Below are 23,360 nucleotides of genomic sequence, written 5' to 3'. Positions count from 1 at the left end.
CACATGACGACCGCAAGTGCGGGGCTTCGGGCTCCCTTGACCGCAAAAATGCGACCTCCTATAGACCTTCACTGGGCCTGAGAGGCATCCGGGACGTTTGCCGCAATGAACATGCTACCGGGCCCGGCGCAAGCCGCTGCGATTGGTCTCAGCATCGCTTTTCCACTGCTGTTGCTGTGTTACGCGCGTATTGCCGCTACCGGCGGATCCGGCCGCCGCTTCCGGCTGGGCTGCGTCAGCGTCATCGTGCTCTTCGCGATCGTCTGTATCGCGCTTCCAGGACAACGCCGCCTCGACGACGTGCTTGGCGGTTTGCTGCTGTTGGGAACGGCGATGATGTTCTGCTACATCCTGTTCAGCCTGCTGGCGTGGGGCTTCACGCTGACGCTACTCACGGCACTGGTGCAGGCCGAACGTCCCCTCACCCTCGAGCAATGGGCCGAGGCCTACATGCAGGGCGGAGATCTCGGCATGTTCACGCACAACCGCCTGAAGCTCCTGGTCGGCGCGGGGATGGTGATCACGGCGGGCGGCGGGCTCGCCCCGACGGCCAAGGGGGTGGCGGTCGCGCGTCTCGTCAAACTTGTTCGTCTGTCGACGGGCCTTGGGTGAGCGGCACGATGTCCTTCGCTGTCGGATTCGCCGCCGTGATCGCCTTCGCCCTGCTTGCGCCTGCCCTGCAGTTCCTGGCCCGCGCTCGCGCATGGTCGCTCGGCCCCGTGACCCTGCTCGCGATCGCCGCGGTCGTTTCACATGGTCTCGGCGTGATGCTCGGAATCTTCGTTGTCCCGCGATTTCAGTATTGGGATGCCGCGTCGATTTTCGGGTTTTGCGTCATGGCTTACGTTTTCGCCTTTGGCGCAGTGTATAAATCCGTTTCGCTGGACATCCTGCTCGGCCTCGTCGACCGGCCCGGTCGGAGGGCGCCGCTTTCGGAGATCGTCGAACGGCAGGTTCCAGATCTGTTCCGGGGACGAATTGGGAACCTGGTCGATGGCGGCCTGGTCGAACTCGTCGATTCGCATTTCGTGGCGACCGCGGCGGGCCGGAATTTAGCCGGCCGCATTGGACGGCTGCGCCGCGCTTTCGGCATCGGCGATACCAGCCTCTATGATTTTTCCGAATAGTTGCGCGAAACACACACATTGCCGGTTTCGTGTGGACCATATCTGCGAGCCACATTGTTGGGCCGGCTCAGATGACCTAGAGTCGCACCAGGGTTCCACCAGTAAGAGTGGCCGACAACAGGCGGCATGAGATGACACCTTCCAGGGCGGCAAAGAGGCTTACGATCGTCATCCCTGCGCTGAATGAGCAGGACAAGATCGCCGACACCATCGACGGCGTGCTGCCGCTCGCCCGCGAGCTGCTCGACGATTTCGAGATAATCCTGATCGACGACGGCAGCACCGACGCCACCGGCGCGATCATGGACGAGTTCGCGGCCGGCGAGCCGCGCATCGTCGTGCATCACAACGCCGAACGGCGAGGTGTCGGCGCCGGCTTCGAATACGCGCTGTCGCGCGCGAAATTTGATGCGATCACGCTGATTCCCGGCGATCACGCCTTCCAGAACGACGGTATTGCCCGGATGTTCAAGGCGGCGGGCGCCGCCGACATCGTCATCACCTACCGCGACAACCAGTCGGACCGCTCGGTCAATCGCTCCATCCAGTCGCATTCGCTGCGGTTCATCCTGAACTGCCTGTTCGGCTTCTGGCTTTCCGACTACCACAGCATGATCGTCTACCCCGTGAAATGGCTGCGCCAGATCGCGGTCAAGGCCGATGGCTACGGCTATCAGATCTGCGCGTTGATCTCGCTGCTCCAGCTCGGCCTCACCTATGTCCAGGTGCCCGTGAGCTTGAACGCGGAGCTGAAGGGCTCCTCACGTGCGCTGCGGCTGCGCACCTATTTCGAGCTCGGCGGGACCATCGTCTCGCTGCTGCGCCGCGTTCCCATCCGAAACGTCGATCTCAGACAAATTCCCGCCGACGCGGAACGAACCGCCGCGCTCTGACGCCTCGCGGGCCTCAGCGCAAGGTGTCCGGCGGTTTGGGCCGGGTTTCTTGGCGATCGTACCTGGATCGTACTTGGGACGTCTCGTCCCTATCCTGCCAGCATTTGATCTAAGTGGTTGAATTTGCTGGCAGGAGTGGCAGGGCTCGAACCTGCGACCCCCGGTTTTGGAGACCGGTGCTCTACCAATTGAGCTACACTCCTACGAACCCGCGTCACCGCGGATCAGGCGCGCTTTCAAGCACAAGGGACGGCCGCTTTGCAAGGGTGAACCGCGCCGGCTTCGCTTGTTTGTGCGGGGGTTTCTGGCCACAGTCCGTTGGCGACAACGAGAAACAACCGGGAGTGCCCATGACCGCGACAGCGACCGCCACAGCCGCCCCACAGGCCACCACCGCGCTTCAGACCCCGCCTGTGCCGGAAGCGCGCCCCGAGACGCTCGGGTTGTCGCGTCCCCGTCTCCAAGCCATGTCGGACGCCTTCAAGCGCGAGATCGACAAGGGAACCGTTCCAGGGGTCACCGTGCTGGTGGCCCGGCGCGGCCAGATCGGCTGGTTCGAGGCGCTCGGCAGGCAAAGCCCGGCGGGCGCGGCGCCGATGGCCCGCGATTCGATCTTCCGCATCTTCTCGATGACCAAGCCGATCGTCTCGGTCGGCATCATGGCGCTGGTCGAGGATGGCCAGCTCCTGCTCAGCGACGCCGTCGCAAAATTCATCCCGGAGTTCGCGAACCAGAAGGTCGGCCTTATCAGGGACGGCAAGTTGGAGCTGGTGCCGCCGACGCGGCCCATGACCGTGCAGGACCTGCTCCGCCACACCTCCGGGCTCACCTACGAGCACCAGGGCGATGGCCCCGTGCACAAGCTCTACCAGGAGTCCCGCGTCCGCAGCCGCAAGATCAGCAACGCCGAGCACGCCGCGCTGGTGGCGAGCTTTCCGCTGGTCTGCCAGCCCGGCGCGGAGTTCAACTACAGCCGCTCCACCGACATTCTGGGCCGCATCATCGAGGTCGTCAGCGGAAAGACACTCGGCGCCTTCCTCGCCGATCGCGTGCTCGCGCCGCTCCAGATGGCCGAGACCGGCTTCTCGACATCCGAGGCCAATGCCGGCCGGCTCGCCGAGCCGTTCGCGGCCGATCCCTGGACCGGCGACAAGGTGGCGCTGTTCAACATGCTCGAGCAGCCGGTGATGGAGTCCGGCGGCGGCGGCCTGGTCTCGACCACGATGGACTATGCCCGCTTCTGCCTGATGCTGCGCAACGGCGGCACGCTCGACGGCAACAGGATCATCGGCCGCAAGACGCTGGACCTGATGGCCGCCGATCATCTCGGGCCGGACGTTGCGATCAACGGCACCCTGCTCTCGCCTGGCCACCGCTTCGGTCTCGGCTTCGCTGTGCGCAAGGAGGCCGGCATCGCGCCCTTCCCCGGCAGCGTCGGCCAGTATTTCTGGAGCGGCATTGCCGGCACGTTCTTCTGGATCGACCCGAAGGAGGATCTGTTCGCGGTGTTCATGAGCCAGGGCCCCGGACAGCGCGACTACACGCGGACGCTGGTGCGGGACCTGGTTTACGCTGCGGTGGAGTAGACGGCGTCGATTAGACGCGGAGCTGCATCCACATTCTCGCTGTCATGCCCCGGCTTGACCGGGGCATCCAGTACTCCGCGGCGGATGTGGAAGAGCGAACTCCCTAACGCCGGCCTCTGGGATACTGGATCGCCCGCCTTCGCGGGCGATGACTCCTGAGTGTGGAGAGGCTGCGTGCCCCTTCCCACCCGCCGCCTCAGCTGATCGTCGCGCCGCCGTCGATCACCATGGTCTGGCCGGTCATGAAATCGCCGGCCCTTGATCCCAGGAACACCGCGGCGCCCGCGATCTCGTCGGGGATGCCGATGCGCTCCAGCGGCGAGCGAGAGGTCGAGGCTTTCAAATTCTCCGGATTGTCCCACAGCGCCTTGGCGAAATCGGTCTTGATCAGGCCGGGCGCGATGCAGTTCACGCGGATGTTGTGCTTGCCGTATTCGCAAGCGAGATTGCGCGCGAGCTGCATGTCGGCGGCCTTCGAGATCGCGTAGGCGCCGAGGATGGTCGAGCCCTTGAGCCCGCCGATCGAGGAGACGATGATGATGGAGCCGTCCTTGCGCTCGATCATCTGCGGCACCACCATCGAGATCAGCCAGTTGTTGGCGACGATGTTGTTGTCGAGGATCTTCCTGAACTGATCGTCGGAGATGCCGGCTAGCGGACCGTAATACGGGTTCGAGGCGGCGTTGCACACCAGCACGTCGATCTTGCCGAAAGCGCGGTTGCTCTCGTCGATGAGGTTTTGCAGGTTCTCTTTCGACGAGATGTTGGCGGCAACCGCGATCGCGGTACCTTTGCCGAACTTGTCGTTGATGCCCTTGGCGACCTGCTCGCAGACGTCGGCCTTGCGGGAGGAGATCACCACCTTGGCGCCGTGCTCGGCCATGCGCTCGGCGATCGCGAGCCCGATGCCGCGCGTCGAGCCGGTGATGACGGCGACTTTCCCCTTCATGTCGAACAAGGTCATGCTTCTCTCCCAGATTGATCTTGCTATTCAATGTCATTCCGGGGCGATGCGAAGCATCGAACCCGGAATCTCGAGGTTCCGGGTCCGGTCCTCGCGGACCGTCCCGGAATGACAGCCTAACTCACGCCAGCTTCTTGACTTCCGGTCCCGCTGGCTGATGCATCGCCGCGTGCGCCGCGTCCGCGATCCATGGCTGCTGGTTCACCATCGGCAACCGCCAGACGGTGCGCTCGGGACTTGCGAAATGATCGAGCCGCGTCACCGAGCAATTGTCGATGTCGAACGACAGCCCCCGCTCCGGCTGGCCCTCGAGCGCGAGCCCCAGCGCCGCCTTGATCGTGCCGCCATGCGCGACTGCGACGATGTCCTGCCCTGCCGCCTCGTTGGTGATCCGCTCGATGGTGCGGCGCGTGCGGTTGTAGAGGTCCATGAAACTCTCGCCGCCGGGCGCGGGCTCGTTGATGTCGGCGAACCAACTGGAGCCGACGGGGCGGCTCGCGATGAACTGGGCACGGTTCATGCCCTGCCAGCGGCCGAGATTCTGCTCGGCGAGGTCCGCTTCCCACGTCATCGACGCAGGCTTTGGAAAGCCGGCCGCCCAGATCGCCTCGGCGGTCTGGTGCGTCCGCATCAGATTGCTCGAATACCACACCGCCTTGCGTGGCAGCACCTTGGCAACGGCATTGAACACGTAGGTGTCGCTGGTGTCGCAGGCGATGTCGGACTGACCGTAGATGTTGCCACCGTCGTTGCGCACCGGCGCGTGCCGGACCCACCACCATCGCGTGACGACCACGTTTGGCTTGTCTGCGCCTGCCATCGAAACCCTTCCATCCCGTGTCATGTCGCTGTACGTCAGTAGCGAACGTGTCTCAAGACACTTTACCGTTTGAAATCTTGTTTGAAATTCCGTCGCGCGGCAAGGGCCGCGCGCATGCCAAAGGGAGAAGCGCATGGGCCGCCTGCAAGGCAAATCCGTCATCATCACCGGTGCCGGCAGCGGCATCGGCCGCGCGGCTGCGCTGCTGTTCACCCGGGAAGGCGCCAAGCTGATCGCGGTCGACCGCAGCGAGGCGGTGAAGGAGACCGTCGAGGAAGTGAAGAAAGCCGGCGGCACTGCGGAAGCCATGGTGGCGGACGCGGGCTCCGAGACCGACGTGATCGCCGTCATCGACAAGGCAGTGAAGACGCATGGCCGGCTCGACGTGATCTGGGCCAATGCCGGCATCTCGGGCGGGCTCGTTCCGCTCGCCGAACAGACGGTGGAGCATTGGCAGGAGATCTTGCGCATCAACCTGATCGGACCGTTTCTCGCGGTGAAATACGCAATGCCGCACATGGTGAAGCAGCAGTCCGGCGCGATCGTGCTGACCGCGTCCGTTGCGGGCCTCAAAGCCGGCGCCAGCGGTCATCCCTATGCGGCGAGCAAGGCAGGCGTGATCAGCCTGGTACAGACCACGGCCTATTCGCTCACCGGCACCGGCGTCCGCATCAACGCGGTCTGCCCCGGCCTGATCGAAACAGGCATGACCAAGCCGATCTTCGACCGCGCCAAGGAGCGCGGCACCCAGGACAAGATCGGCCAGCTCAACCCGCTCAAGCGCCCCGGCCAGCCGCATGAGCTCGCCGCGATGGGGTTGTTCCTGGCAAGCGACGAAGCTTCGTATGTGAACGGCCAGGCGTTCCCGGTGGACGGCGGCCTCACCGCCTCGATGCCGTATGCGGGCAAGCCGGTTTAGCAGCGGTCTCATGTCCCGGACGCGCTGCAACGCCCTTCGCGTTGCTGCGCAGAGACGGGACCCAGCAAGCCACGGCGCCCGTTGATGCATGGGCCCCGGCTCTGCGGCGCATCGTCGAAGGGACGCTGCGCCGCGTCCGGGGCACGAGAGCTTTGTTGAATGACTGGCATGGGATCGCATCCTCGCGGCGCATTTCACCCGAGTTTTGCTTGATCTCTTCGCCCTCCATTTGAACGAGGGCGCAGGGAAGACCGGGCGCCGGCTGGCACCCGCGGTCCACTGTGCGAATTCTGCGTAACAAAAAGCTGCACAGCGGCATACAGGTGTAGCCAGGACAGCCCGGCCTTCCCTGCGCAGTGGCTTTACGGCTTATGTCGTGCTCTCCCCGGGGAGCGTTGCGCTATTGCCCCCGTCGCCTTGCGGATGACTGATGAGCGGACCCGGTTGGACCGCGACATCACCACAAGACTTGGCGCACAGACCCCGGGCGCCAGGACCACACGATTTTGCCGTACGCAGATGGCACCGGTCGTGTGCGCGACGGCCTTGCTCACGGTTGCAAAACCCTTCGCGCCGATGTCACCTGCGTCCACCGCCGCCCGGCCCGCGTTCGTGACGATCGCGATACGCCCCTCTTCCTTGGGCCGGGTTGCCGCGACACATACGCCGTTTCCGAAATTCGGTAAAGTGGAATATTTTCGCCGGCGATTCTTGACCGATGTCTCGGGTGTTTTGCCCGTCGTCAACGCAAGGTGTTGTAGCTTCAACGCGTCATTCCCCGGCGCAACGAAGGCGCGAACCCGAAATCCATTTCGCTGCGCGCGATGCAAGCCGATGGATTCCGGGGTCGACGCTGCGCATCGCCCTGGAATGACGGTTGCGATGTTGATTTGCCCGACCGGGCGCCACATTGGTATGGTTCCTGCAAGCGTTTCAGCCTCCATTCCCTCGACAGAACGAGACAATGCCAAGCTCAAGACCCGACCGGATCCGAAAACTCCTCGCCGACCTCGTCGGTTTCGACACCATCAGCGACCGCACCAACCTGCCCCTGATCGCGCATATCGAAACCTACCTCGCCGCGTTCGGCGTCAACAGTGAGCGCATCGTCGATGCGACCGGGCAAAAGGCCTCGCTATGGGTCACGATCGGGCCCGAAGACCGCCCGGGCTACGTGCTGTCGGGACATACCGACGTCGTGCCTGTGGTGGGCCAGGAGTGGAGCCACGATCCGTTCAGGCTGATCGAGCGCGACGGCAAGCTCTACGGCCGCGGCACCACCGACATGAAGGGGTTCGTGGCGGTGTGTCTCGCGATGGTGCCGGAGATGGTCAAAGCCGAGCTCAAGACGCCGATTCATCTGGCGATCTCCTATGACGAGGAGATCGGCTGCGTCGGCGTGCGGCCGATGCTGGGCGAAGTCGCCAAGAAGAGGATCAGACCGCTCGGCTGCTTCGTCGGCGAACCGACCCAAATGCAGGTCATCATCGGCCACAAGGGCAAGCACGGCGTGCGCGCGACGTTCAAGGGCCTCGCAAGACATTCATCGATCGCACCCGACGGCGTCAACGCCATCGAGTATGCCGCCGAGCTGATCACCGAGATCCGCCGCCGTGCCGTACAGCTCGCCGCTGCGCGATCATCGGACAGCCTCTATGACGTTCCGCATTCGACGCTGCTCACCAGCATCGTGCATGGCGGCGCGGCGCTGAACATCGTACCCGACGCCTGCACGGTGGAATTCGAGTGCCGCGGCATCGGCATCACCGAGTCGCGCGAGGTCACCGATGCGATCGTCGCCTGGGCCAAGGCCGAGCTCGAGCCTGCGATGAAGGCTGGGAATGCGGAGTGCGGCATCGCATTCGAGGAGATCCTCGACTACCCCGCGCTCGACACAGAAGCCGATGCGCCCATCGTCACCCTGGCCAAGAGCCTGGCGGGTCGCAACGACCACGCCAAGGTCGCCTTCGGCACCGAGGCGAGCCTGTTCGCCAGCATGGCCGACATCCCCTCGGTCGTGATCGGCCCTGGATCGATCGCGCAAGCGCATACGCCGGACGAGTTCGTGGAGATGGCGGAGCTGGAAAAATGCGCAGGCTTCGTGGAGAAGCTGATCGCGCATTGTGCGAAGGGGTGATTGGTGCCTGTGACTTGACTGGGTCCCGGCTCTGCGGAGCAGCACTCCGTGCTGCACCGCGTCCGGGACACAAGAGTATGGCAGGGGCTTTCCGCGTCAGACTGACTTGCCGCTTCTCCGCGCTGAGCGCAGCGAGCTCCAATCCGTCTACGGAAGCCAAACCGTCGAAGTCACGAACCAGATCTTGTGTCCCGGACGCGGTGCGGCACGAAGTGACGCTCCGCAGAGCCGGGACCCAGAGAAGCTTGGCGAGGGCATCGAACTGTGCAACTCTAGGTCGCATTTCCGGCCAAGATGGCACGACCATGCCCTACTTCGTTTACATCCTCGCAAGCAAACAAAACGGCACTCTCTACATCGGAGTTACGAACGACCTCGTCCGCCGAGTCGGCGAGCACAAAGCCAAGCTCATCCCCGGCTTCACGCGACAGTATAACGTGACACTGCTCGTTCATTTCGAAGCGTTTGAGTCGGTACTCGAAGCACGCTCACGCGAACATTCGTTAAAGCGCTGGCGACGCGCGTGGAAGCTCAAGCTAATCGAAGAGCTCAATCCGGACTGGCGCGATCTCACGGATGAGCTGAATACTTTAGCGACGTGACCAAGTCCCTCGGCTCTGCGGAGCAGCACTTCGTACCGCGCCGCGTCCGGGATAAGAGAGGCGGGTGTTAAGATACAGGAAAAGCGCGGCCATCGGCCGCGCCTTGGTCGCTCCTAAACCGCGCCCGCCTTCTGCGCGTACTCCCACGAGGCCTTCGACAGCGGCACCGTGCGCTTGGCGGATTCGAGCGCCTTGGCGTTGGCGGCAGTGCCGTCACGGACACGGCCGGCGATGCCTTGGGTGATGCCGGCGAGGCGGAACAGGTTGTAGGCGAAGTACCAGTTGAGATCTGGCACCGTCATCTTGGTAACGTTGCAGTAGATCTGCGCGGCCTCTTCCAGGCTCGGGATGTTGAGCGCCTTGAGGTCGGCGCCATCGAGGCCCGGCATGATCCATTGCATCAGGAGATAGGTGAAATCGGCCATGGGATCGCCGAGCGTCGACAGCTCCCAATCCAACACCGCCTGCACACGCGGTTCCGTCGCATGGAAGATCATGTTGTCGAGGCGATAGTCACCATGGACGACCGAGACGCGCGCCTGTTCCGGCACAGTCCGCGGCAGCCATTCGGCGACCTTTTCGAATTCCGGAATGTGCTGGGTCTCGGAGGCGCGATACTGCTTGGTCCAGCGGTCAATCTGGCGCGCGAAATAGTTTCCGGGCTTGCCGAACTCGCCGAGGCCGATCGCGTTCGGATCGAACATGTGCAGCTTCGCCAACGTCTCGATCTTGCTAGTGAAGATCTTGCGGCGATCTTCCGGCGTCTGACTCGGCAGCGTCGGATCCCAGAACACCCGGCCCTCTTCCATCGACATGATGTAGAAGGCGGCACCAATGATGCTGTCGTCCTGGCACAATGCGTAGGCGCGCGCGACCGGAAAGCCCTGCTTTCCGAGCGCCGCGATCACGCGGTATTCGCGATCGACCGCGTGCGCCGACGGCAACAATTTGCCGAACGGTTTTCGGCGCATCACGTAGGAGCGGTTCGGCGTATTGAGGCGATAGGTCGGGTTCGACTGTCCGCCCTTGAACTGGAGCACGACCAGAGGGCCTTCGAAGCCCTCGACATTGTCGCGCATCCACGCTTCGAGCCGCATTTCGTCGAAGCGATGCCGCTCCTCGACCGGCTTGGTGCCGGAGAACTCTTCGTCTTTCCTGACGCCGTCCGCCAAAGTGACGCTCCCTCTTCAGTCCTGACCATTTCAGGCCGAGCATGATCCTAATCGGTAACCGCTGACGCACTTGCGTCAAGCGGTCACCGGATCATGGCCCTCTCATTTGTCAAGCCGGGAGTGCCTCCAGGCTCTCCCGCTCAATGACCGGGAGAGTTTGCATACTTCCGAACCTCGAGCCTGGCAATGGCGCGATTGTGCACCTCGTCCGGACCGTCGGCGAGACGCAGCGTGCGGATGTTCGCATAGTCCTTGGCAAGTCCGGCTTCGTCGGAGACGCCGGCGCCGCCGAAGGCCTGGATCGCCTCGTCGATGATCTTCAGCGCCATGTTGGGCGCCGCGACCTTGATCATGGCGATCTCGGCCTGCGCAGTCTTGTTGCCGACCTTGTCCATCATGTCGGCCGCCTTGAGGCAGAGCAGCCGCGTCATCTCGATGTTGGTACGGGCCTCGCCGATGCGCTGCTCCCACACCGAATGCTCGACGATCTTCTTGCCGAAGGCGGTGCGCGACATCAGCCGCTTCACCATCTTCTCCAGCGCCTCCTCGGCCTTGCCGATGGTGCGCATGCAGTGATGGATGCGGCCCGGGCCGAGGCGGCCCTGCGCGATCTCGAAGCCGCGGCCTTCGCCGAGCAGGATGTTCTCCTTCGGCACGCGCACGTTCTCGAGCAGCACCTGGGCATGGCCGTGCGGCGCATCGTCGAAGCCGAACACCGGCAGCATCTTCTCGACCTTGATGCCGGGGGTGTCGAGCGGAACCAGGATCTGCGACTGCTGCTGGTGCTTGGCGGCCTTGAAATCGGTCTTGCCCATCAGGATCGCGATCTTGCAGCGGGGATCGCCCACGCCGGACGACCACCACTTCCGGCCGTTGATGACGTAGTGATCACCGTCGCGCTCGATGCGGGTCTCGATGTTGGTCGCATCCGAGGAAGCGACTGCCGGTTCGGTCATCAGGAACGCCGAGCGGATCTCGCCGTCCATCAGCGGACGCAGCCATTTGCGCTTCTGCTCCTTGGTGCCGTAGCGCATGAACACTTCCATGTTGCCGGTGTCCGGCGCGGAACAGTTGAAGACCTCCGAGGCCCAGGAGATGTGGCCCATCTGCTCCGACAGCAGCGCGTATTCGAGATTGGTCAGTCCCGCGCCGCGGAATTCGTCATCTTCATGCTCGTTCGGCGGCATGAACATGTTCCAGAGGCCTTCGGCCCTGGCCTTCTTCTTCAGGTCTTCCAGGATCGGGATGACCTTCCAGCGGTCGCCCGCCTTGTCCTGCTCGTTATAGACCGGCACCGCGGGGCGCACGTGCTTGGTCATGAAGGACTGCACACGGTCGAGCCATTCCTTCTGCTTGGTGGACAGATCAAAATCCATGGGACGCTCCTCGTTTCTCTCTGGCAAACCCTTTTGCGCCGGACTGTCCTCCCGCCGCACGCGGCCCGCAAGCGCGAATGCGCGAAGCTGCGAGGCGCACCGGAACCGATCGCAGTTGCGAATGGGTCTGGATTGCGGATTGACATTTCCGGCCTTCAAACGATAGTTTCATACAACTGTTTGAATTGCAACTCCCTCGCTCACGGCATCATTCCGGGGCAGCCTGCAGGGCTGAACCCGGAATCTCGAAGTTGTGGTGCGAGATTCCGGGTTCGACGCTGGTGCGTCGCCCCGGAATGACGGGAAAAGGGACATGGCCAGCGATCATACGAGGTCTGCCATTCTCGCCGCCGCCGAACGGCTCTATGCCGATCGCGGCTTCGGCGACGTGACGCTGCGCGACATCGTCGCGGAGGCCAATGTCAACCTGGCGGCGGTGAACTATCATTTCGGCTCGAAGGACGAGTTGATCGCGGAATTGTTCGTCACGCGCTCGATCGCCACCAACCGCGAGCGACTGAGGGAATTGAAGGAAGCGGAAGAGCAAGGCGGCGGCCGCGCGCCGATCGAGGTGATCTTGCGCGCACTGGTCGGGCCGACCTTGCGCGGCTGCCTCGGCCCGGCGAACCAGCGCTCCACCGCAGCGCGCTTCATGATCCGCGCTTCGATCGAATCCGTGCCGCCGATCCGCCGCATCAAGAACCGCGAGATCGACCATTTGCGGAAATTCGCCGGCGCGATGCGCCGCGCCCTGCCCGAGCGCAGCGAGGTCGACATCTATTGGGGCCTCAACTTCGCACTCGCGATGGCGCACCACACCATCCGCGAGAGCGAGCGGCTGACGAAGCTGTCGGAAGGCAAATGCGATCTCGACGACGTCGAGGACGTGGTCGCGCGCGTGGTCGGCGTGGCGACCATGGCGCTGACGGCAGGAAAGGTCGAGGCAAAGCCACGCGCGCTGGCGCGGGATGCGCGCTGATCAATGAATATCGGCCGAAAGCCGAGCGAGGTCAGTCCCGCTTGCGACCAGACCTCGCAGCTCCCGGTGTAGCAGCGGCTACGCCCGCTGCGGCATCTCCTCAGCCTCTTCCTTGGCGAGCAGCAGCAGCATCTCGATGCCCATGTCGCCTTCCTGCGGAGAGCGGATGAATTTTATTTCGTCGGCGCTCTGCTGCAGCGCGGTAATGATGGCGATGGCCTGATTGGCAGTGGCCGCCTCGGTCGCCAGAACGGCCTTCTGGTCCTTGGCCTGGAACCCGATCGTGTAGGACATCTCACTTCCCTCCCGAACTCAAGTGGAAGGATCGAATCAGAGTCTCGCGCCAAGGGGAAGCCTGTGCGACTACGGATCGGGATTATCTGGGGATTGTGCGCAAGGCTCAGGCAAGGCTGAGCAGCGCGCGGATCTGCGAGGCGATCCTCCCTCTCCCAAGGGTTCACCCGGGAGAGGGTAAGAACGCGCTAGATGATCCCCTGCTTTCTCAACGCCTCGATCTTCTGCGCATCATAACCGAGCCTGGCACCCAGAACCTCTTCCGTGTGCTCGCCGAGCAGCGGCGGGGCGCGGTAGGTCTCGATCGGCGTGCCCGAGAAGGTCAACGCGTTGCGGATCAGCGACAGCTCCGGCTCGAACTTGTGCTTCGTCTTCACCCGCATGCCGCGCGCCTGCACGTGGGGATCGGCGAAGACCTGCTCGAAATTGTTGATCGGCCCCGACGGCACGCCCGCCTCCTCCAGCTTTTCCAGCCAGTAGGCGACCGGCTTCTTCAGGAACAGCCCGGCGAAGATCGCCATGATCTCCTTGCCGTGCACGACGCGATCGTTGTTCTTGAGGAAGCGCGGATCGTTCGCGAGTTCGGGCTCGCCGAGCACTGCACAGGTGCGCTGGAACTGGCCGTCATTGCCGACCACCAGCATCAGCTCGCCGTCGGTGCAGCGGAACACGCCCGCCGGCATGCCGCCATTGCCCCAGGTGCCGCGGCGCGGCGGGGTCTTGCCGTTGACCAGGAAGATCTGGAGCCAGTGGCTGAGCGAGGCGATCACGGTGTCGAGCAGGCAGACGTCGAGGCGCTGCCCCTCGCCGCCATTGGCATCGCGATGGTAGAGCGCCGACAGGATCGCGATCGAGGTGTTCATACCGGTCATGTAGTCGACGATCGACGGGCCTACCTTCATCGGGCCTTCGCCGGGCTCGCCGTCCATATGGCCGGTCACGCTCATGAGGCCGCCCATGGCCTGGAGGATGGCGTCATAACCGGCACGCGGCGCATAGGGCCCGGTCTGGCCGAAGCCGGTCACCGAACAATAGATGATCCCGGGATTGATGGCCTTGATGGAGTCGTAGTCGAGGCCGTAGCGCTTGAGGTCGCCGACCTTGTAGTTCTCCATGAAGACGTCGACGTCCTTGGCGAGCTCGCGGACAATCGCCTGCCCCTCCGGCTTGGCGATGTTGACGGTGACCGACTTCTTGTTGCGGTTGGCGCAGAGATAGAACGAATTGTTGTTGTTGGCCTTGCCCTCGGGGTCGTTCAGGTAAGGCGGCCCGAAGGCGCGCGCGTCGTCGCCGGTGCCGGGCCGCTCGAGCTTGATCACGTCAGCGCCGAGATCGCCCAGCATCTGGGCCGACAGCGGACCCGCGAGCACGCGCGTGAGGTCAAGGATCTTGATGCCTGAGAGCGGCAAGGCCGACATGTCTATTCCTCCGGGGAGCTGATCTTGGCGCAGCGGGCGAGATCGCTGTCCGCGCTCCCTGCGGATACACCATTTTCGCGCCCTGAGCACTGCACTGACGGCATACGGCCATCTCCTGCCGGACAGCAGCGCCAATTCCTGCCCGCAACTTTCCGCGCCGCGAATATCTCAAGGGCTCAGGTTGCGCCCGCCGCGACCACCCGCGGCCGGCGGCGGGCGAGCTGGACCAGGATCAGCACCGCGGCGCAGGAGAAGAGGAAGGTGAGACCGAGCGCACCGCGGCTGCCGAACTGGGTCAGCAGGCCGACGAGAAGCGGCGGCGAGAGCGCCGACGCCAGATTCAGCGGCAGCGCGATCATCGACATGGCCTTGGCGAACTCGGCCTGGTCGTAGAACACGAGCGGGATGGTCGCCCGCGCCACCGCCATCGCGCCGCTGCCGGCGCCATAAAGCAGGATGAAGACCGCGACCGGCCAGGTGGAGCCCTCGCTCATAATCAGCAGCACCATGGCCACCGGCAATGCGGTGCCCGCAACGAGCCCGGTCGTGATCCCGTCCCACCGCCCGCCACCGAGAAAATCCAGCCCGCGGGCGCTGACCTGGATCACGCCCAGCATCGAGCCGAACGCCAGTGCCTGAGCCGGGGCCAGCCCTTCCGCCCGCAAGAGCTCGATCAGGATGGCGCTGATGCCGAAAGTGACGAAGGCGTTCAGCGTGATCGCGGCGACGACGAGGCCGAACGTGCTCCTTGGAATCGCAGGCTGCGGCGACCGCCTGGCCGGCTCGGCGCCATCGTCCTTTGCAACGGTCCGGCGCGGCGCGAAAATCGCATGGAGCGGGAGGCTGACGACGAGCATCATCGCTGCATAGACGAGGCACGTCCCCCGCCAGCCGAGCTGACCGCTCAGGAATGAGGTGGTCGGCCAGAAGATGCTGTTGGACAGGCCCGTCACCAGCATCAGCGCGCCGATCGCGCTCTTGGCCCGCCGCCCGGCAACCTCGTTCAGCATGATATAGGCGCCGGTCGACAGCGTGGCACTGCCGGCGATGCCGAGCACGATCCACGCGGCGAAATAGAGCATCGGCTCGCGCGCGAGCGACAGCAGCACGAAGCCCGGCGCAGTGACGATCGTGCCGGCCATCATGACCGTCCGCGCGCCATGCCGCGCAAACGACTTGGCGAGCCACGGGGCGCACAGTCCCATCGAGACGTAGAGAACCGATGTTCCGGCGAACACCGCCGGCAGGCTCATGCCGAGGTCGGCGGCGAGATCGCGCCCGACGATGGCGGGAAGGCCTATCGTGCCCCATCCGACCAATTGCGTGATCGCGAGCACCGGCAGGACGCCGATCAGCCTGCCGTCAGATTTCGAGAACCGCATTCCAAACGTCGCCTGCCCGACGGGCGCAGATTGCGCCCGTCAGCACCTCATAGCCGGTAGACAGGACGGGCGGGAATGTCGGTTCCGAATGGCACTGCGGCGCCAGCCGCAGAACGGACGTCAGGAGGTGTGGCCGGGATCAATATGCTTCGGCGTCTTCTTGTCGCGTTGCGGCGTCATCCTGGCGGGGTCGGGCGCTCCGGGCACGCCGCGCGGTCCGAGCTGCTCGCGCTGGATGTCGTCTTCGGACCGAGACGGCTCGACGCCGTTCTGCTCACGGGGCTTGGTCATCGCGGCCTCCTCGCTCGAATGCCGTGTCTGCGGCGAGCTCTACACGCCCAGCGCATTGTCGCCGGCTTCGCGGCCGGGCACGCTGACATGGACTTCATGTCCCTCGCGAAGGGCCAGGGAGGCCGCGGCCATCGCCGACTCGAAGGCGGCTTCCTTGGTCGCGTATCTGCTCTTGACGTCGCCGTCATGCAGCACGCCCCATTCGTCCTGCACCGGCACGATGGCGTATTGAGCGAGACCCATTGTCCTACTCCTGGCTTGGCGTTTAGAGATCGTCCCTCCTCTCAACGCAGGATCGAGCTTAACGTTGCGTCAGCTGCGGATGAGCCGCGCTCACCCGCCAGACCGTGTTGCCGCTGTCGTCGGCGACCAGCAGCGCGCCGGTCTTGTCGATGGCGACGCCGACGGGACGACCACGCGCCTGGTTGTCGCCGTTGAGAAAGCCCGTCACGACGTCCTGCGGCGGGCCGCTGGGCTTGCCGTCCGTGAACGGCACGAACACGACCTTGTAGCCGTTGAGCACCTGCCTGTTCCAACTGCCGTGCTCGCCGACGAAAGCGCCACCGCGGTAGGCGGCGGGCAGACCGGTGCCGGTGTTGAAGGCAAGCCCGAGCGGGGCGACATGCGAGCTCAGGGCGTAGTCCGGCATGATCGCCTTGGCGACGAGATCCGGCCGCTCCGGCTTGACGCGGGGATCGACGTGCTGGCCGAAATAGCTGTAGGGCCAGCCGTAGAAGCCGCCGTCCTTCACCGAGGTCATGTAATCAGGAACGAGATCAGGCCCCAGCTCGTCGCGCTCGTTCACCACCGTCCACAGCGCGCCGGTCTGCGGCTCGAAGCTGAGCCCGTTGGGATTGCGCAGGCCGCTTGCGAACACGCGCCAGCGGCCGCTGGCGCGATCGATCTCGAGAATGGCGGCCCGGTTGTGCTCGGCCTCCATGCCGTTCTCGGCGATGTTGCTGTTGGAGCCGACGCCGGCATAGAGCTTCGAGCCGTCGGGACTGGCGACCAAGCTCTTGGTCCAGTGATGATTGATCGGACCGCCCGGCAGCGGCGTCAGCACGGTGCCTGGCGCGGTGATCTTCGTATCGCCTTCGGTGTAGGGATATCTGACGACCGCATCGGCGTTGGCGACATAGAGATCATTGCCGACCAGCGCGACGCCGAACGGCGAGTTGAGATGGTCGAGGAAGACGCTTTGCGTCTCCGGCACGCCGTCGCCATTGCGGTCGCGCAGCAGCGTAATCCGGTTGCTCTTCCCGGTCTCGCCGCCGGAGGTCGCCCAGGACTCGACGAAGCCCATCACGATCTCCTTGGGCCGCTTGATCGGGGCGCCCTTCGGCGCCTTGGATTCCACCACCAGCACGTCGCCATTGGGAAGCACGTAGAGCGATCGCGGATGCTGCAAGCCCGTGGCAAAGGCCTTGGCCTGCAAGCCCTGCGCGACGGCCGGCGTCTCGTCCTTCTTCCAGCCGACGACGCGGGCGATGTGGATCGGCGGCAGCAGATATTGCTGGATGTTAGGGAGTGTCGGGTTGGCGCCCACTTGTGCCTTGGGGTCGCCGCTGCCGTCATTGCAGCCGGCAAGACACAATAGAGATGCGCACAACAGCGCGCGGGCGATCGAAGATTTCATCGCGCGACTCCCACGCCGTGGCGATAGACCATGGCCCAGCCGAGCCAGCCAGTGACGGGCAGGATCAGCACGGTGATCGCCGAAAGCACGAGCCCGGCCGGCCACACAGAGGTCCAGCCATCGCGCATGTGAATCATCGTGTTGAAGACCGCAAGGACCAGCACCACGGCGTTGCCGATCAGATGCGGCCAGGCCGGCGGCTGCGCCCGGACCAGGCGGTTGCCGATGAAGTCAGTCAGGCCCGCGATGGCAGCCAGCACGCCGAAGATGACGCCGACCACCAGGAGCCATGCGGAAAAATCCGCCCACATGATCTCGGCGCTCGCCACATAGGCGATGTCGGTCAGCAGCGCCCCGATGAAGCACGCGATCGGGATCGGCACCAGCATCGGATGGATCGGATGGCCTGCGATCTGCGCGGTGGTGGATACGCGCGCATCTTGTTGCACGGTCGGCCTCGTGACTTTCGCCCTGCCCGACCGGGAAACTCACGCGCGGGGCGAAGGTTCCTGGGGCGGAGCGGGTGAGCCCGTCAAAGGCGATGGAGCTCTCCGGGTTTCTGGAGCTCCCATGAAGCCAACGGCTCTAACCCTGCATTGACCGGCCGACGCGCCGGTCTCACACCTCCAGCCATTGCGCTCGAACCTCCTCGTTCGATTTCAACTGGTCGGGCGTACCTTCGAAAACCACACGACCGTGTCCCATGACGTAGACGCGGTTAGAGATCTTCATTGCAATCGACAGCTTCTGCTCGACGAGGAGGATCGCGACTCCGGCTTGCGCGATGCGGGCGATGAGATCGCCGACTTGTTGTACAATCAGCGGGGCAAGACCTTCGGTCGGCTCGTCGATCATGATGAGATCGGGATCGCCCATCAGGGTCCGGCAGGTCGTGAGCATCTGCTTCTCGCCGCCTGACAGCACCCCTGCAGGCGTGTCGGCCCGCGCGGCAAGATTGGGAAACATGTCGAGCATGTCCTGAAGCTGCCATTTGCCGGGACGGCGCGTATCCTTGATACCGAGGAGCAGATTCTGGCGAACTGTCAGACTGGGAAAGATGTCCCGATGCTCCGGCACATAGCCGAGACCGAGACGCGCAATCCTGTAGCTCGGCAGTCCGGCGATGTCCTTGCCTTTGAAGCGGACCGTACCTTGCGGAGCAACCTCGCCCATGATCGCCTTGACCGTGGTCGAACGCCCGACACCATTGCGGCCGAGCAGGCTCACGACTTCGCCCGCGGCCACATCGAGATCGACGCCCTGGAGAATGTGGCTCTTGCCGTAGTAGGCGTGCAGGTCCCTGACCTCGAGCATCAGTGCGCCTCCTCGCCGAGATAGGCTTCCTTGACCTTCGGATCGCGCCGGATCTCTTCCGGCGTGCCCGAGGCGATGATGTGGCCGTAGACCAGCACGGAAATGCGATCTGCCAGGCCGAACACGACGCTCATGTCGTGCTCGACGATGACGAGAGTCTTGCCTTCCGTCAGCCGCCGTATCAGCGACACCGCACGCTCGGTTTCGGCATGGCTCATGCCGGCGGTCGGCTCGTCCAGCAGCACGACGCTGGCACCGCCGGCGATGGTGATGCCGATCTCGAGCTCGCGCTGCTCCGCGTAGGTCAACAAGCCCGCCGGAACATCGCGCCGGTGCGTCAGATGGATATCCTCGAGTATCTGAGCGGTACGCTCGCGCACCTCAGGCAGGCTGTCGACGTTCTTCCAGAAGGCGTAACGATGCCCCGTCGCCCACAGCACGGCACAACGGACGTTCTCCCAGACCGACATGCGCGAGAACACGTTGGTAACCTGGAACGACCGCGACAAGCCGCGCCGGTTGATCTCGAAGGGCCTGAGGCCGGAGATCGCATCGCCATTCAGTCTTACCTCGCCCGAGCTCGGTCTGATATGGCCGCTGATCAAGTTGAACGTCGTCGATTTGCCGGCACCGTTCGGACCGATGATGGCGTGACGCTCGCCCTGCGCGACGCGCAGATTGAGGTCCCGGATAATACCGACATTGCCGAAGCGCTTTTCGACAGCGCGAAGTTCGATGGCTGCCGTCATGCCAGATACCCCCGGTCGCGCGCGGTCGTCGCCGCGCGATCCCAAGCACCGGCGACTCGTCGCCAACTGAGGCGCGCCACGAAGAAGCCGCCGACGACAAGGATCGCCGCACTCGCCCACGTCGTTGGCGACGCCGGGCTGAAGGCAACGCCGAACAGGTTGATCGGACTGCCCTGCCCGCTATGCGTGCGCGCGATCGATTCGATCGTCAGGATCACGCCGCAGGCCAGCGCCAGGGTCGGCACCGCCGCGACGACATAGGACGGAATCAACGTCGGCAGAGTTCCGGCACGAGCCAGCGGCCGGTGCATCATGACCAGCCCGGCAATTCCGCCCGGGGACAGCATCACGATGCCGATGAAGATAATGCCGAAATAGAGCTGCCACACGCCCGTGACGCTGGTCAGCCCAAGCTGCAGATACGTCACGAGGATCGCGCCAAGGATCGGGCCGAAGAAAAATGCGACACCCCCGATAAAGGTCGAGAACAGCACGAGGCCGGACTGGATCGCGCCGAGATAGGCCGCGTTGGCAATCTCGAAGTTGATCGCAGCCAATCCTCCCGCCACGCCGGCGAAGAACCCGGCGAAGCAGAAGGCGATATAGCGGACCACGTGCGGATCATACCCGATGAACTGGACACGCTCGGGGTTGTCGCGAACGGCGTTGCTGATCCGCCCCAGCGGCGTCCGGGTCAGCGCGTACATTGCGATCGCGGAGATCACCAGCCAGAACGCGATCAGGTAGTAGACCTGAATCTGAGGGCCGAAAGTCCAGCCGAACATTTTCGGCAAAGCCGTGCGGTCGGTCGAGATCCCGGACTCACCTCCGAACACGGAACGCAGGATCAGCGAGGAGGACGCCACCAGTTCGGCAATGCCCAGCGAGATCATCGAGAACACGGTGCCGGCGCGCTTGGTCATCACCCAGCCGATGATCATCGCGAAAGCGAGGCCGCCGAGCCCGCCGAACAACGGGATGAAGGGCAGCGGGATCGGCCAGCCGTGTGAGACCACAGCATTCATCGCATGGCAGGCCGCGAAGCCGCCGAGGCCGTAATGCACCGCATGGCCGAACGACAGGAGGCCGGTCTGACCGAGCAAGATGTTGTAGGACAGCGCGAACACGATCGCGATGCCGATCAGGCTGAAGGACGTGAGCGAGCCGCCGGAGGAGAAGATCATCGGCAGGACGATCAGCGCGGCGATGCCGACCAGCCAGACGCCATAGAAGCGCAGGCTGTCGCCGGCGGGCTTGCCTGAGATCTTCGATGCGGAAGTCGTCGTGGCGTTCATGACTCGCGCGTCCCCATCAGGCCCATGGGGCGTACGATTAGAATGATCACCAGCAGCAGATACGGCACGATCGGCGCCACTTGGGCGATCGTGACGTTCCAGACGTCGGTAAGCACGGAGGGGCCCGTCGACGGATCGAGCGGACCGAAAGCACTCGCCAGCGAACCGTTCAACGCCACCGCAAAGGTCTGCACCAGGCCGATGACGAGCGAGGCGATGAAGGCGCCCGGCAATGAGCCGAGGCCGCCGAACACGATGACGACGAACAGGATCGGCCCCAGCGCCGCCGCCATGTCGGACTGCGTCACGAGGGCTGGACCGGCGATCACGCCCGCAATTCCCGCAAGCGCGCTGCCGACGCCGAACACCAGCATGAATATACGCCCGACGTTGTGGCCGAGATGCCCGACCATGTGGGGGTGCGTCAACGCGGCCTGGACGATCAGGCCGACCCGCGTGCGCTTGAGCACGATCAACAGCACGACGAAGATCGCGATCGACACGGCCAGCATGAAGAGCTTGTAGGCGGGATAGTTGGTCGAGAAGATCGTGAAGGCCGGAAAGTCCAGCAGCGCCGGAACGCGGTAGTCGACTGGGCTCCTGCCCCACATCATCGCCACGATTTCCTCGATCACGAACGCGAGACCGAAGGTCAAAAGCAGCTCCGCCACGTGGCCGTGCTTGTGCGTGTTGCGCAAGCCGTAGCGTTCGACGGCCATGCCGATCGCGCCGACCAGCAGTGGCGCCAGCAGCAGCGCCGGCCAGAAGCCGATCCATTTGGTAAGCTGGAAGCCGAAGAAGGCGCCAAGCATGTAGAAACTGGCATGGGCGAAGTTGAGCACGCCCATCATGCTGAAGATGACGGTCAAGCCGCTCGACAGCAAGAACAGCAGCATGCCGAACAACAGACCGTTCAGTGTCGATATAACGATCAGTTCAAGCACAGTAGTCACACCTCTGGCCGGACCGAAAAGGCCTCGGCAAATTCGTCGGTCCCGCAACGCGAAGCACGACCTTTCCGCGGCCGCCATCGGCCGCGGAAAGGCGCAGTTCTACAGCTTACGGCCGGGACATCTTGCAGGTGGTGGGAACCATCGTCTTGGACGTATCGATCTTGGAAACCAGGTGCCATCCCCAGCCAGTGCCTTCCTCGTCGAACGGCTCGTTTGCCGCGAGCTTGCCGAACGAGGAGATGTAGATCGGCTGGAAGAACTGGTGATCATCCTTGCGCATGAGGCCCTCTCCGCCATCGAGCACCTCGAATTTGAGATCCTCTAGGGCTGCCGCGACCTTCACGGGGTCGAGCGAGTTGGCCTTCTCGGCCGCGGCCTTGAACATGCGCATCTCGTTGACCGCACGCGGATACCACAGCGACATATTGACCTTGGCGCGGAACGCCTTCTCGAAGTCCATTGCCGACTGGTGGCCCGAATTGGCAAAGCCTTCCGTGATCTGGAACACCTGATGGTCGAGGCCGGTCTGCTTGATCGCAGTCGGACCGCCGGCGCCGCCGGCATAATAGGTGTACCAATTGACCTTCAGGCCGGCATCGGCAGCCGCCTTGAGCAGCAGTGCAATGTCCTGGCCCCAGTTGCCGGTCACGACGCTATCGGCGCCTGACGCCTTGATCTTCGCGATGTAAGGCGAGAAGTCGGTGATCTTCAACAGCGGATGCAGTTCGTCGCCGACGATCTGGATGTCCGGCCGCTTGGCGCCCAGCATCTTGCGCGCATCGGCGCGGACCGACTGACCAAAGGAATAGTCCTGGTTGATCAGGTACACCTTCTTGATCGCCGGGACGTCCTTCATATAGCTGGTGAGCGCTTCCATCTTGATGTCCGAGCTGGCATCCCAGCGGAAATGCCAGTAGCTGCATTTTTCATTGGTCAGGCTCGGATCGACAGCGGCATAGTTGAAGTAAAGGACCTCCTTCCCCGGATTGCGCGTGTTGTTCTTGGTGACGAAATCAGACAGAGCAGCGGCCACCGACGAGCCGTTGCCTTGCGTGATATAGCGGACGCCGGCATCGATCGCCTTTTGCGCCTGCACCAGGCTTTCTTGCGGGTTGGTCTTGTTGTCGAGGGGCAGGATCTCGATCTTGCGGCCCAGTATGCCGCCCTTGGCGTTGATCTCGTCGGCCAGATACTGGAACGTCTTCAAGCCACCTTCGCCAACGCTGGCGCCGCCGCCGGACAGCGGATCAATGTAGCCGATCTTGATGGTCTCCTGCGCGAATGCCGCTCCTCCGAGCACCGTCAGCGCTGCCGCCGCAGCAATTACGAGCTTGTGCATCCTGGCTTTCTCCCTTTTGGATGTTCTTGTTCCTTGGCGATCGAAGCTGCCTCGCAACGTCGGTCGCGCCACCTTTGCTATCCCAAATATTGAATACTGTGTAAAGTTTTGACG

At 63.8% G+C, this 23,360-nt stretch carries 25 protein-coding genes and 1 tRNA gene; 8 read left to right on the top strand and 18 right to left on the bottom strand.

Going from position 1 to position 23,360, the window contains the following annotated elements; all coding sequences use genetic code 11:
- The first annotated feature begins 105 nt into the window (after positions 1-105).
- The 3 genes from ACYCVF_RS34080 (at position 106) to ACYCVF_RS34070 (ending at position 2,020) form a co-directional block, all read left to right on the top strand.
- A complete protein-coding gene (locus ACYCVF_RS34080) occupies positions 106-612 on the top strand; it encodes a hypothetical protein (protein WP_459604089.1) in 507 nt (168 codons plus the stop codon).
- A gap of 35 nt (positions 613-647) precedes the next feature.
- On the top strand, positions 648-1,127 hold the full coding sequence (locus ACYCVF_RS34075; protein ID WP_459604088.1) for a hypothetical protein: 480 nt from the start codon (positions 648-650) through the stop codon (positions 1,125-1,127).
- Between the two features lie 131 nt (positions 1,128-1,258).
- Positions 1,259-2,020: a glycosyltransferase family 2 protein gene (locus tag ACYCVF_RS34070; RefSeq protein WP_459604087.1), complete on the top strand. Its 762-nt coding sequence runs from the start codon at positions 1,259-1,261 to the stop codon at positions 2,018-2,020.
- A gap of 127 nt (positions 2,021-2,147) precedes the next feature.
- On the opposite strand, the gene ACYCVF_RS34065 is transcribed toward ACYCVF_RS34070, so the two are convergent.
- Positions 2,148-2,223, bottom strand: a tRNA-Trp gene (locus tag ACYCVF_RS34065).
- A gap of 147 nt (positions 2,224-2,370) precedes the next feature.
- On the opposite strand from ACYCVF_RS34065, the gene ACYCVF_RS34060 reads away from it, so the two are divergent.
- On the top strand, positions 2,371-3,606 hold the full coding sequence (locus tag ACYCVF_RS34060; protein WP_459604086.1) for a serine hydrolase domain-containing protein: 1,236 nt from the start codon (positions 2,371-2,373) through the stop codon (positions 3,604-3,606).
- A gap of 196 nt (positions 3,607-3,802) precedes the next feature.
- Here ACYCVF_RS34060 and ACYCVF_RS34055 read toward each other — a convergent pair whose 3' ends face one another.
- Positions 3,803-4,570, bottom strand: coding sequence for an SDR family NAD(P)-dependent oxidoreductase (locus ACYCVF_RS34055; protein WP_459604085.1), 768 nt, complete (start codon positions 4,568-4,570; stop codon positions 3,803-3,805).
- A gap of 121 nt (positions 4,571-4,691) precedes the next feature.
- Positions 4,692-5,390, bottom strand: a complete 699-nt coding sequence (locus ACYCVF_RS34050) for a histidine phosphatase family protein (protein WP_459604084.1) — start codon at positions 5,388-5,390, stop codon at positions 4,692-4,694.
- A gap of 133 nt (positions 5,391-5,523) precedes the next feature.
- On the opposite strand from ACYCVF_RS34050, the gene ACYCVF_RS34045 reads away from it, so the two are divergent.
- Positions 5,524-6,309: an SDR family NAD(P)-dependent oxidoreductase gene (locus tag ACYCVF_RS34045; RefSeq protein WP_459604083.1), complete on the top strand. Its 786-nt coding sequence runs from the start codon at positions 5,524-5,526 to the stop codon at positions 6,307-6,309.
- Between the two features lie 362 nt (positions 6,310-6,671).
- Here the strand turns inward: ACYCVF_RS34045 and ACYCVF_RS34040 are convergent, their stop codons facing one another.
- Complete coding sequence (locus ACYCVF_RS34040) at positions 6,672-7,220, bottom strand: hypothetical protein (RefSeq protein WP_459604082.1); 549 nt, start codon at positions 7,218-7,220, stop codon at positions 6,672-6,674.
- Positions 7,221-7,273: 53 nt separating this feature from the next.
- Here ACYCVF_RS34040 and argE point away from each other — a divergent pair, with 53 nt between their 5' ends.
- Positions 7,274-8,446, top strand: a complete 1,173-nt coding sequence (gene argE, locus ACYCVF_RS34035) for an acetylornithine deacetylase (protein WP_459604081.1) — start codon at positions 7,274-7,276, stop codon at positions 8,444-8,446.
- Positions 8,447-8,751: 305 nt separating this feature from the next.
- Complete coding sequence (locus ACYCVF_RS34030) at positions 8,752-9,048, top strand: GIY-YIG nuclease family protein (protein ID WP_459604080.1); 297 nt, start codon at positions 8,752-8,754, stop codon at positions 9,046-9,048.
- Between the two features lie 113 nt (positions 9,049-9,161).
- Here the strand turns inward: ACYCVF_RS34030 and ACYCVF_RS34025 are convergent, their stop codons facing one another.
- Together ACYCVF_RS34025 and ACYCVF_RS34020 are read right to left on the bottom strand one after the other, a co-directional pair.
- Positions 9,162-10,220 (bottom strand): phosphotransferase family protein, encoded by a 1,059-nt coding sequence (locus ACYCVF_RS34025; protein ID WP_459604079.1) that lies wholly within the window; start codon positions 10,218-10,220, stop codon positions 9,162-9,164.
- A 140-nt stretch (positions 10,221-10,360) separates the two neighbouring features.
- Entirely contained in the window at positions 10,361-11,596 is a 1,236-nt protein-coding gene (locus tag ACYCVF_RS34020; protein WP_459604078.1) for an acyl-CoA dehydrogenase family protein, read from the bottom strand.
- Positions 11,597-11,909: 313 nt separating this feature from the next.
- Here ACYCVF_RS34020 and ACYCVF_RS34015 point away from each other — a divergent pair, with 313 nt between their 5' ends.
- On the top strand, positions 11,910-12,575 hold the full coding sequence (locus ACYCVF_RS34015) for a TetR/AcrR family transcriptional regulator (RefSeq protein ID WP_459604077.1): 666 nt from the start codon (positions 11,910-11,912) through the stop codon (positions 12,573-12,575).
- Positions 12,576-12,653: 78 nt separating this feature from the next.
- On the opposite strand, the gene ACYCVF_RS34010 is transcribed toward ACYCVF_RS34015, so the two are convergent.
- The 12 genes from ACYCVF_RS34010 to ACYCVF_RS33955 all read right to left on the bottom strand — a co-directional run bounded on the left by ACYCVF_RS34010 (position 12,654) and on the right by ACYCVF_RS33955 (position 23,246).
- Positions 12,654-12,869, bottom strand: coding sequence for a hypothetical protein (locus ACYCVF_RS34010; RefSeq protein ID WP_459604076.1), 216 nt, complete (start codon positions 12,867-12,869; stop codon positions 12,654-12,656).
- A 188-nt stretch (positions 12,870-13,057) separates the two neighbouring features.
- Positions 13,058-14,287 carry a CaiB/BaiF CoA transferase family protein gene (locus ACYCVF_RS34005; protein ID WP_459604075.1) on the bottom strand — a complete coding sequence of 410 codons (1,230 nt, stop codon included), beginning with the start codon at positions 14,285-14,287 and terminating at the stop codon, positions 13,058-13,060.
- 176 nt (positions 14,288-14,463) lie between these two features.
- Positions 14,464-15,669 carry an MFS transporter gene (locus tag ACYCVF_RS34000; protein WP_459604074.1) on the bottom strand — a complete coding sequence of 402 codons (1,206 nt, stop codon included), beginning with the start codon at positions 15,667-15,669 and terminating at the stop codon, positions 14,464-14,466.
- 120 nt (positions 15,670-15,789) lie between these two features.
- A complete protein-coding gene (locus ACYCVF_RS33995; protein WP_459604073.1) occupies positions 15,790-15,960 on the bottom strand; it encodes a hypothetical protein in 171 nt (56 codons plus the stop codon).
- Positions 15,961-15,999: 39 nt separating this feature from the next.
- Positions 16,000-16,203 (bottom strand): hypothetical protein, encoded by a 204-nt coding sequence (locus ACYCVF_RS33990; RefSeq protein WP_459604072.1) that lies wholly within the window; start codon positions 16,201-16,203, stop codon positions 16,000-16,002.
- Between the two features lie 58 nt (positions 16,204-16,261).
- Entirely contained in the window at positions 16,262-17,596 is a 1,335-nt protein-coding gene (locus tag ACYCVF_RS33985; protein WP_459607318.1) for a PQQ-dependent sugar dehydrogenase, read from the bottom strand.
- Entirely contained in the window at positions 17,593-17,985 is a 393-nt protein-coding gene (locus ACYCVF_RS33980) for a DUF2231 domain-containing protein (RefSeq protein WP_459604213.1), read from the bottom strand. The genes ACYCVF_RS33985 and ACYCVF_RS33980 overlap by 4 nt, the downstream gene beginning before the upstream one ends.
- A 229-nt stretch (positions 17,986-18,214) precedes the next feature.
- On the bottom strand, positions 18,215-18,910 hold the full coding sequence (locus tag ACYCVF_RS33975) for an ABC transporter ATP-binding protein (RefSeq protein ID WP_459604070.1): 696 nt from the start codon (positions 18,908-18,910) through the stop codon (positions 18,215-18,217).
- Entirely contained in the window at positions 18,910-19,659 is a 750-nt protein-coding gene (locus ACYCVF_RS33970; protein ID WP_459604069.1) for an ABC transporter ATP-binding protein, read from the bottom strand. Before ACYCVF_RS33970 ends, ACYCVF_RS33975 begins: the two co-directional genes overlap by 1 nt.
- The gene (locus ACYCVF_RS33965; protein WP_459604068.1) at positions 19,656-20,954 is read right to left on the bottom strand and encodes a branched-chain amino acid ABC transporter permease; all 1,299 of its coding nucleotides are present in this window, start codon (positions 20,952-20,954) and stop codon (positions 19,656-19,658) included. The genes ACYCVF_RS33970 and ACYCVF_RS33965 overlap by 4 nt, the downstream gene beginning before the upstream one ends.
- Positions 20,951-21,898 (bottom strand): branched-chain amino acid ABC transporter permease, encoded by a 948-nt coding sequence (locus tag ACYCVF_RS33960; RefSeq protein ID WP_459604067.1) that lies wholly within the window; start codon positions 21,896-21,898, stop codon positions 20,951-20,953. The genes ACYCVF_RS33965 and ACYCVF_RS33960 overlap by 4 nt, the downstream gene beginning before the upstream one ends.
- A gap of 115 nt (positions 21,899-22,013) precedes the next feature.
- Positions 22,014-23,246: a branched-chain amino acid ABC transporter substrate-binding protein gene (locus ACYCVF_RS33955; protein ID WP_459604066.1), complete on the bottom strand. Its 1,233-nt coding sequence runs from the start codon at positions 23,244-23,246 to the stop codon at positions 22,014-22,016.
- Between the last annotated feature and the right edge of the window lie 114 nt (positions 23,247-23,360).

This window comes from Bradyrhizobium cedriense (assembly GCF_054602315.1).
The sequence above is the reverse complement of the archived record's forward strand: the minus strand, read 5'-3'. Positions and strand labels throughout refer to the sequence as shown.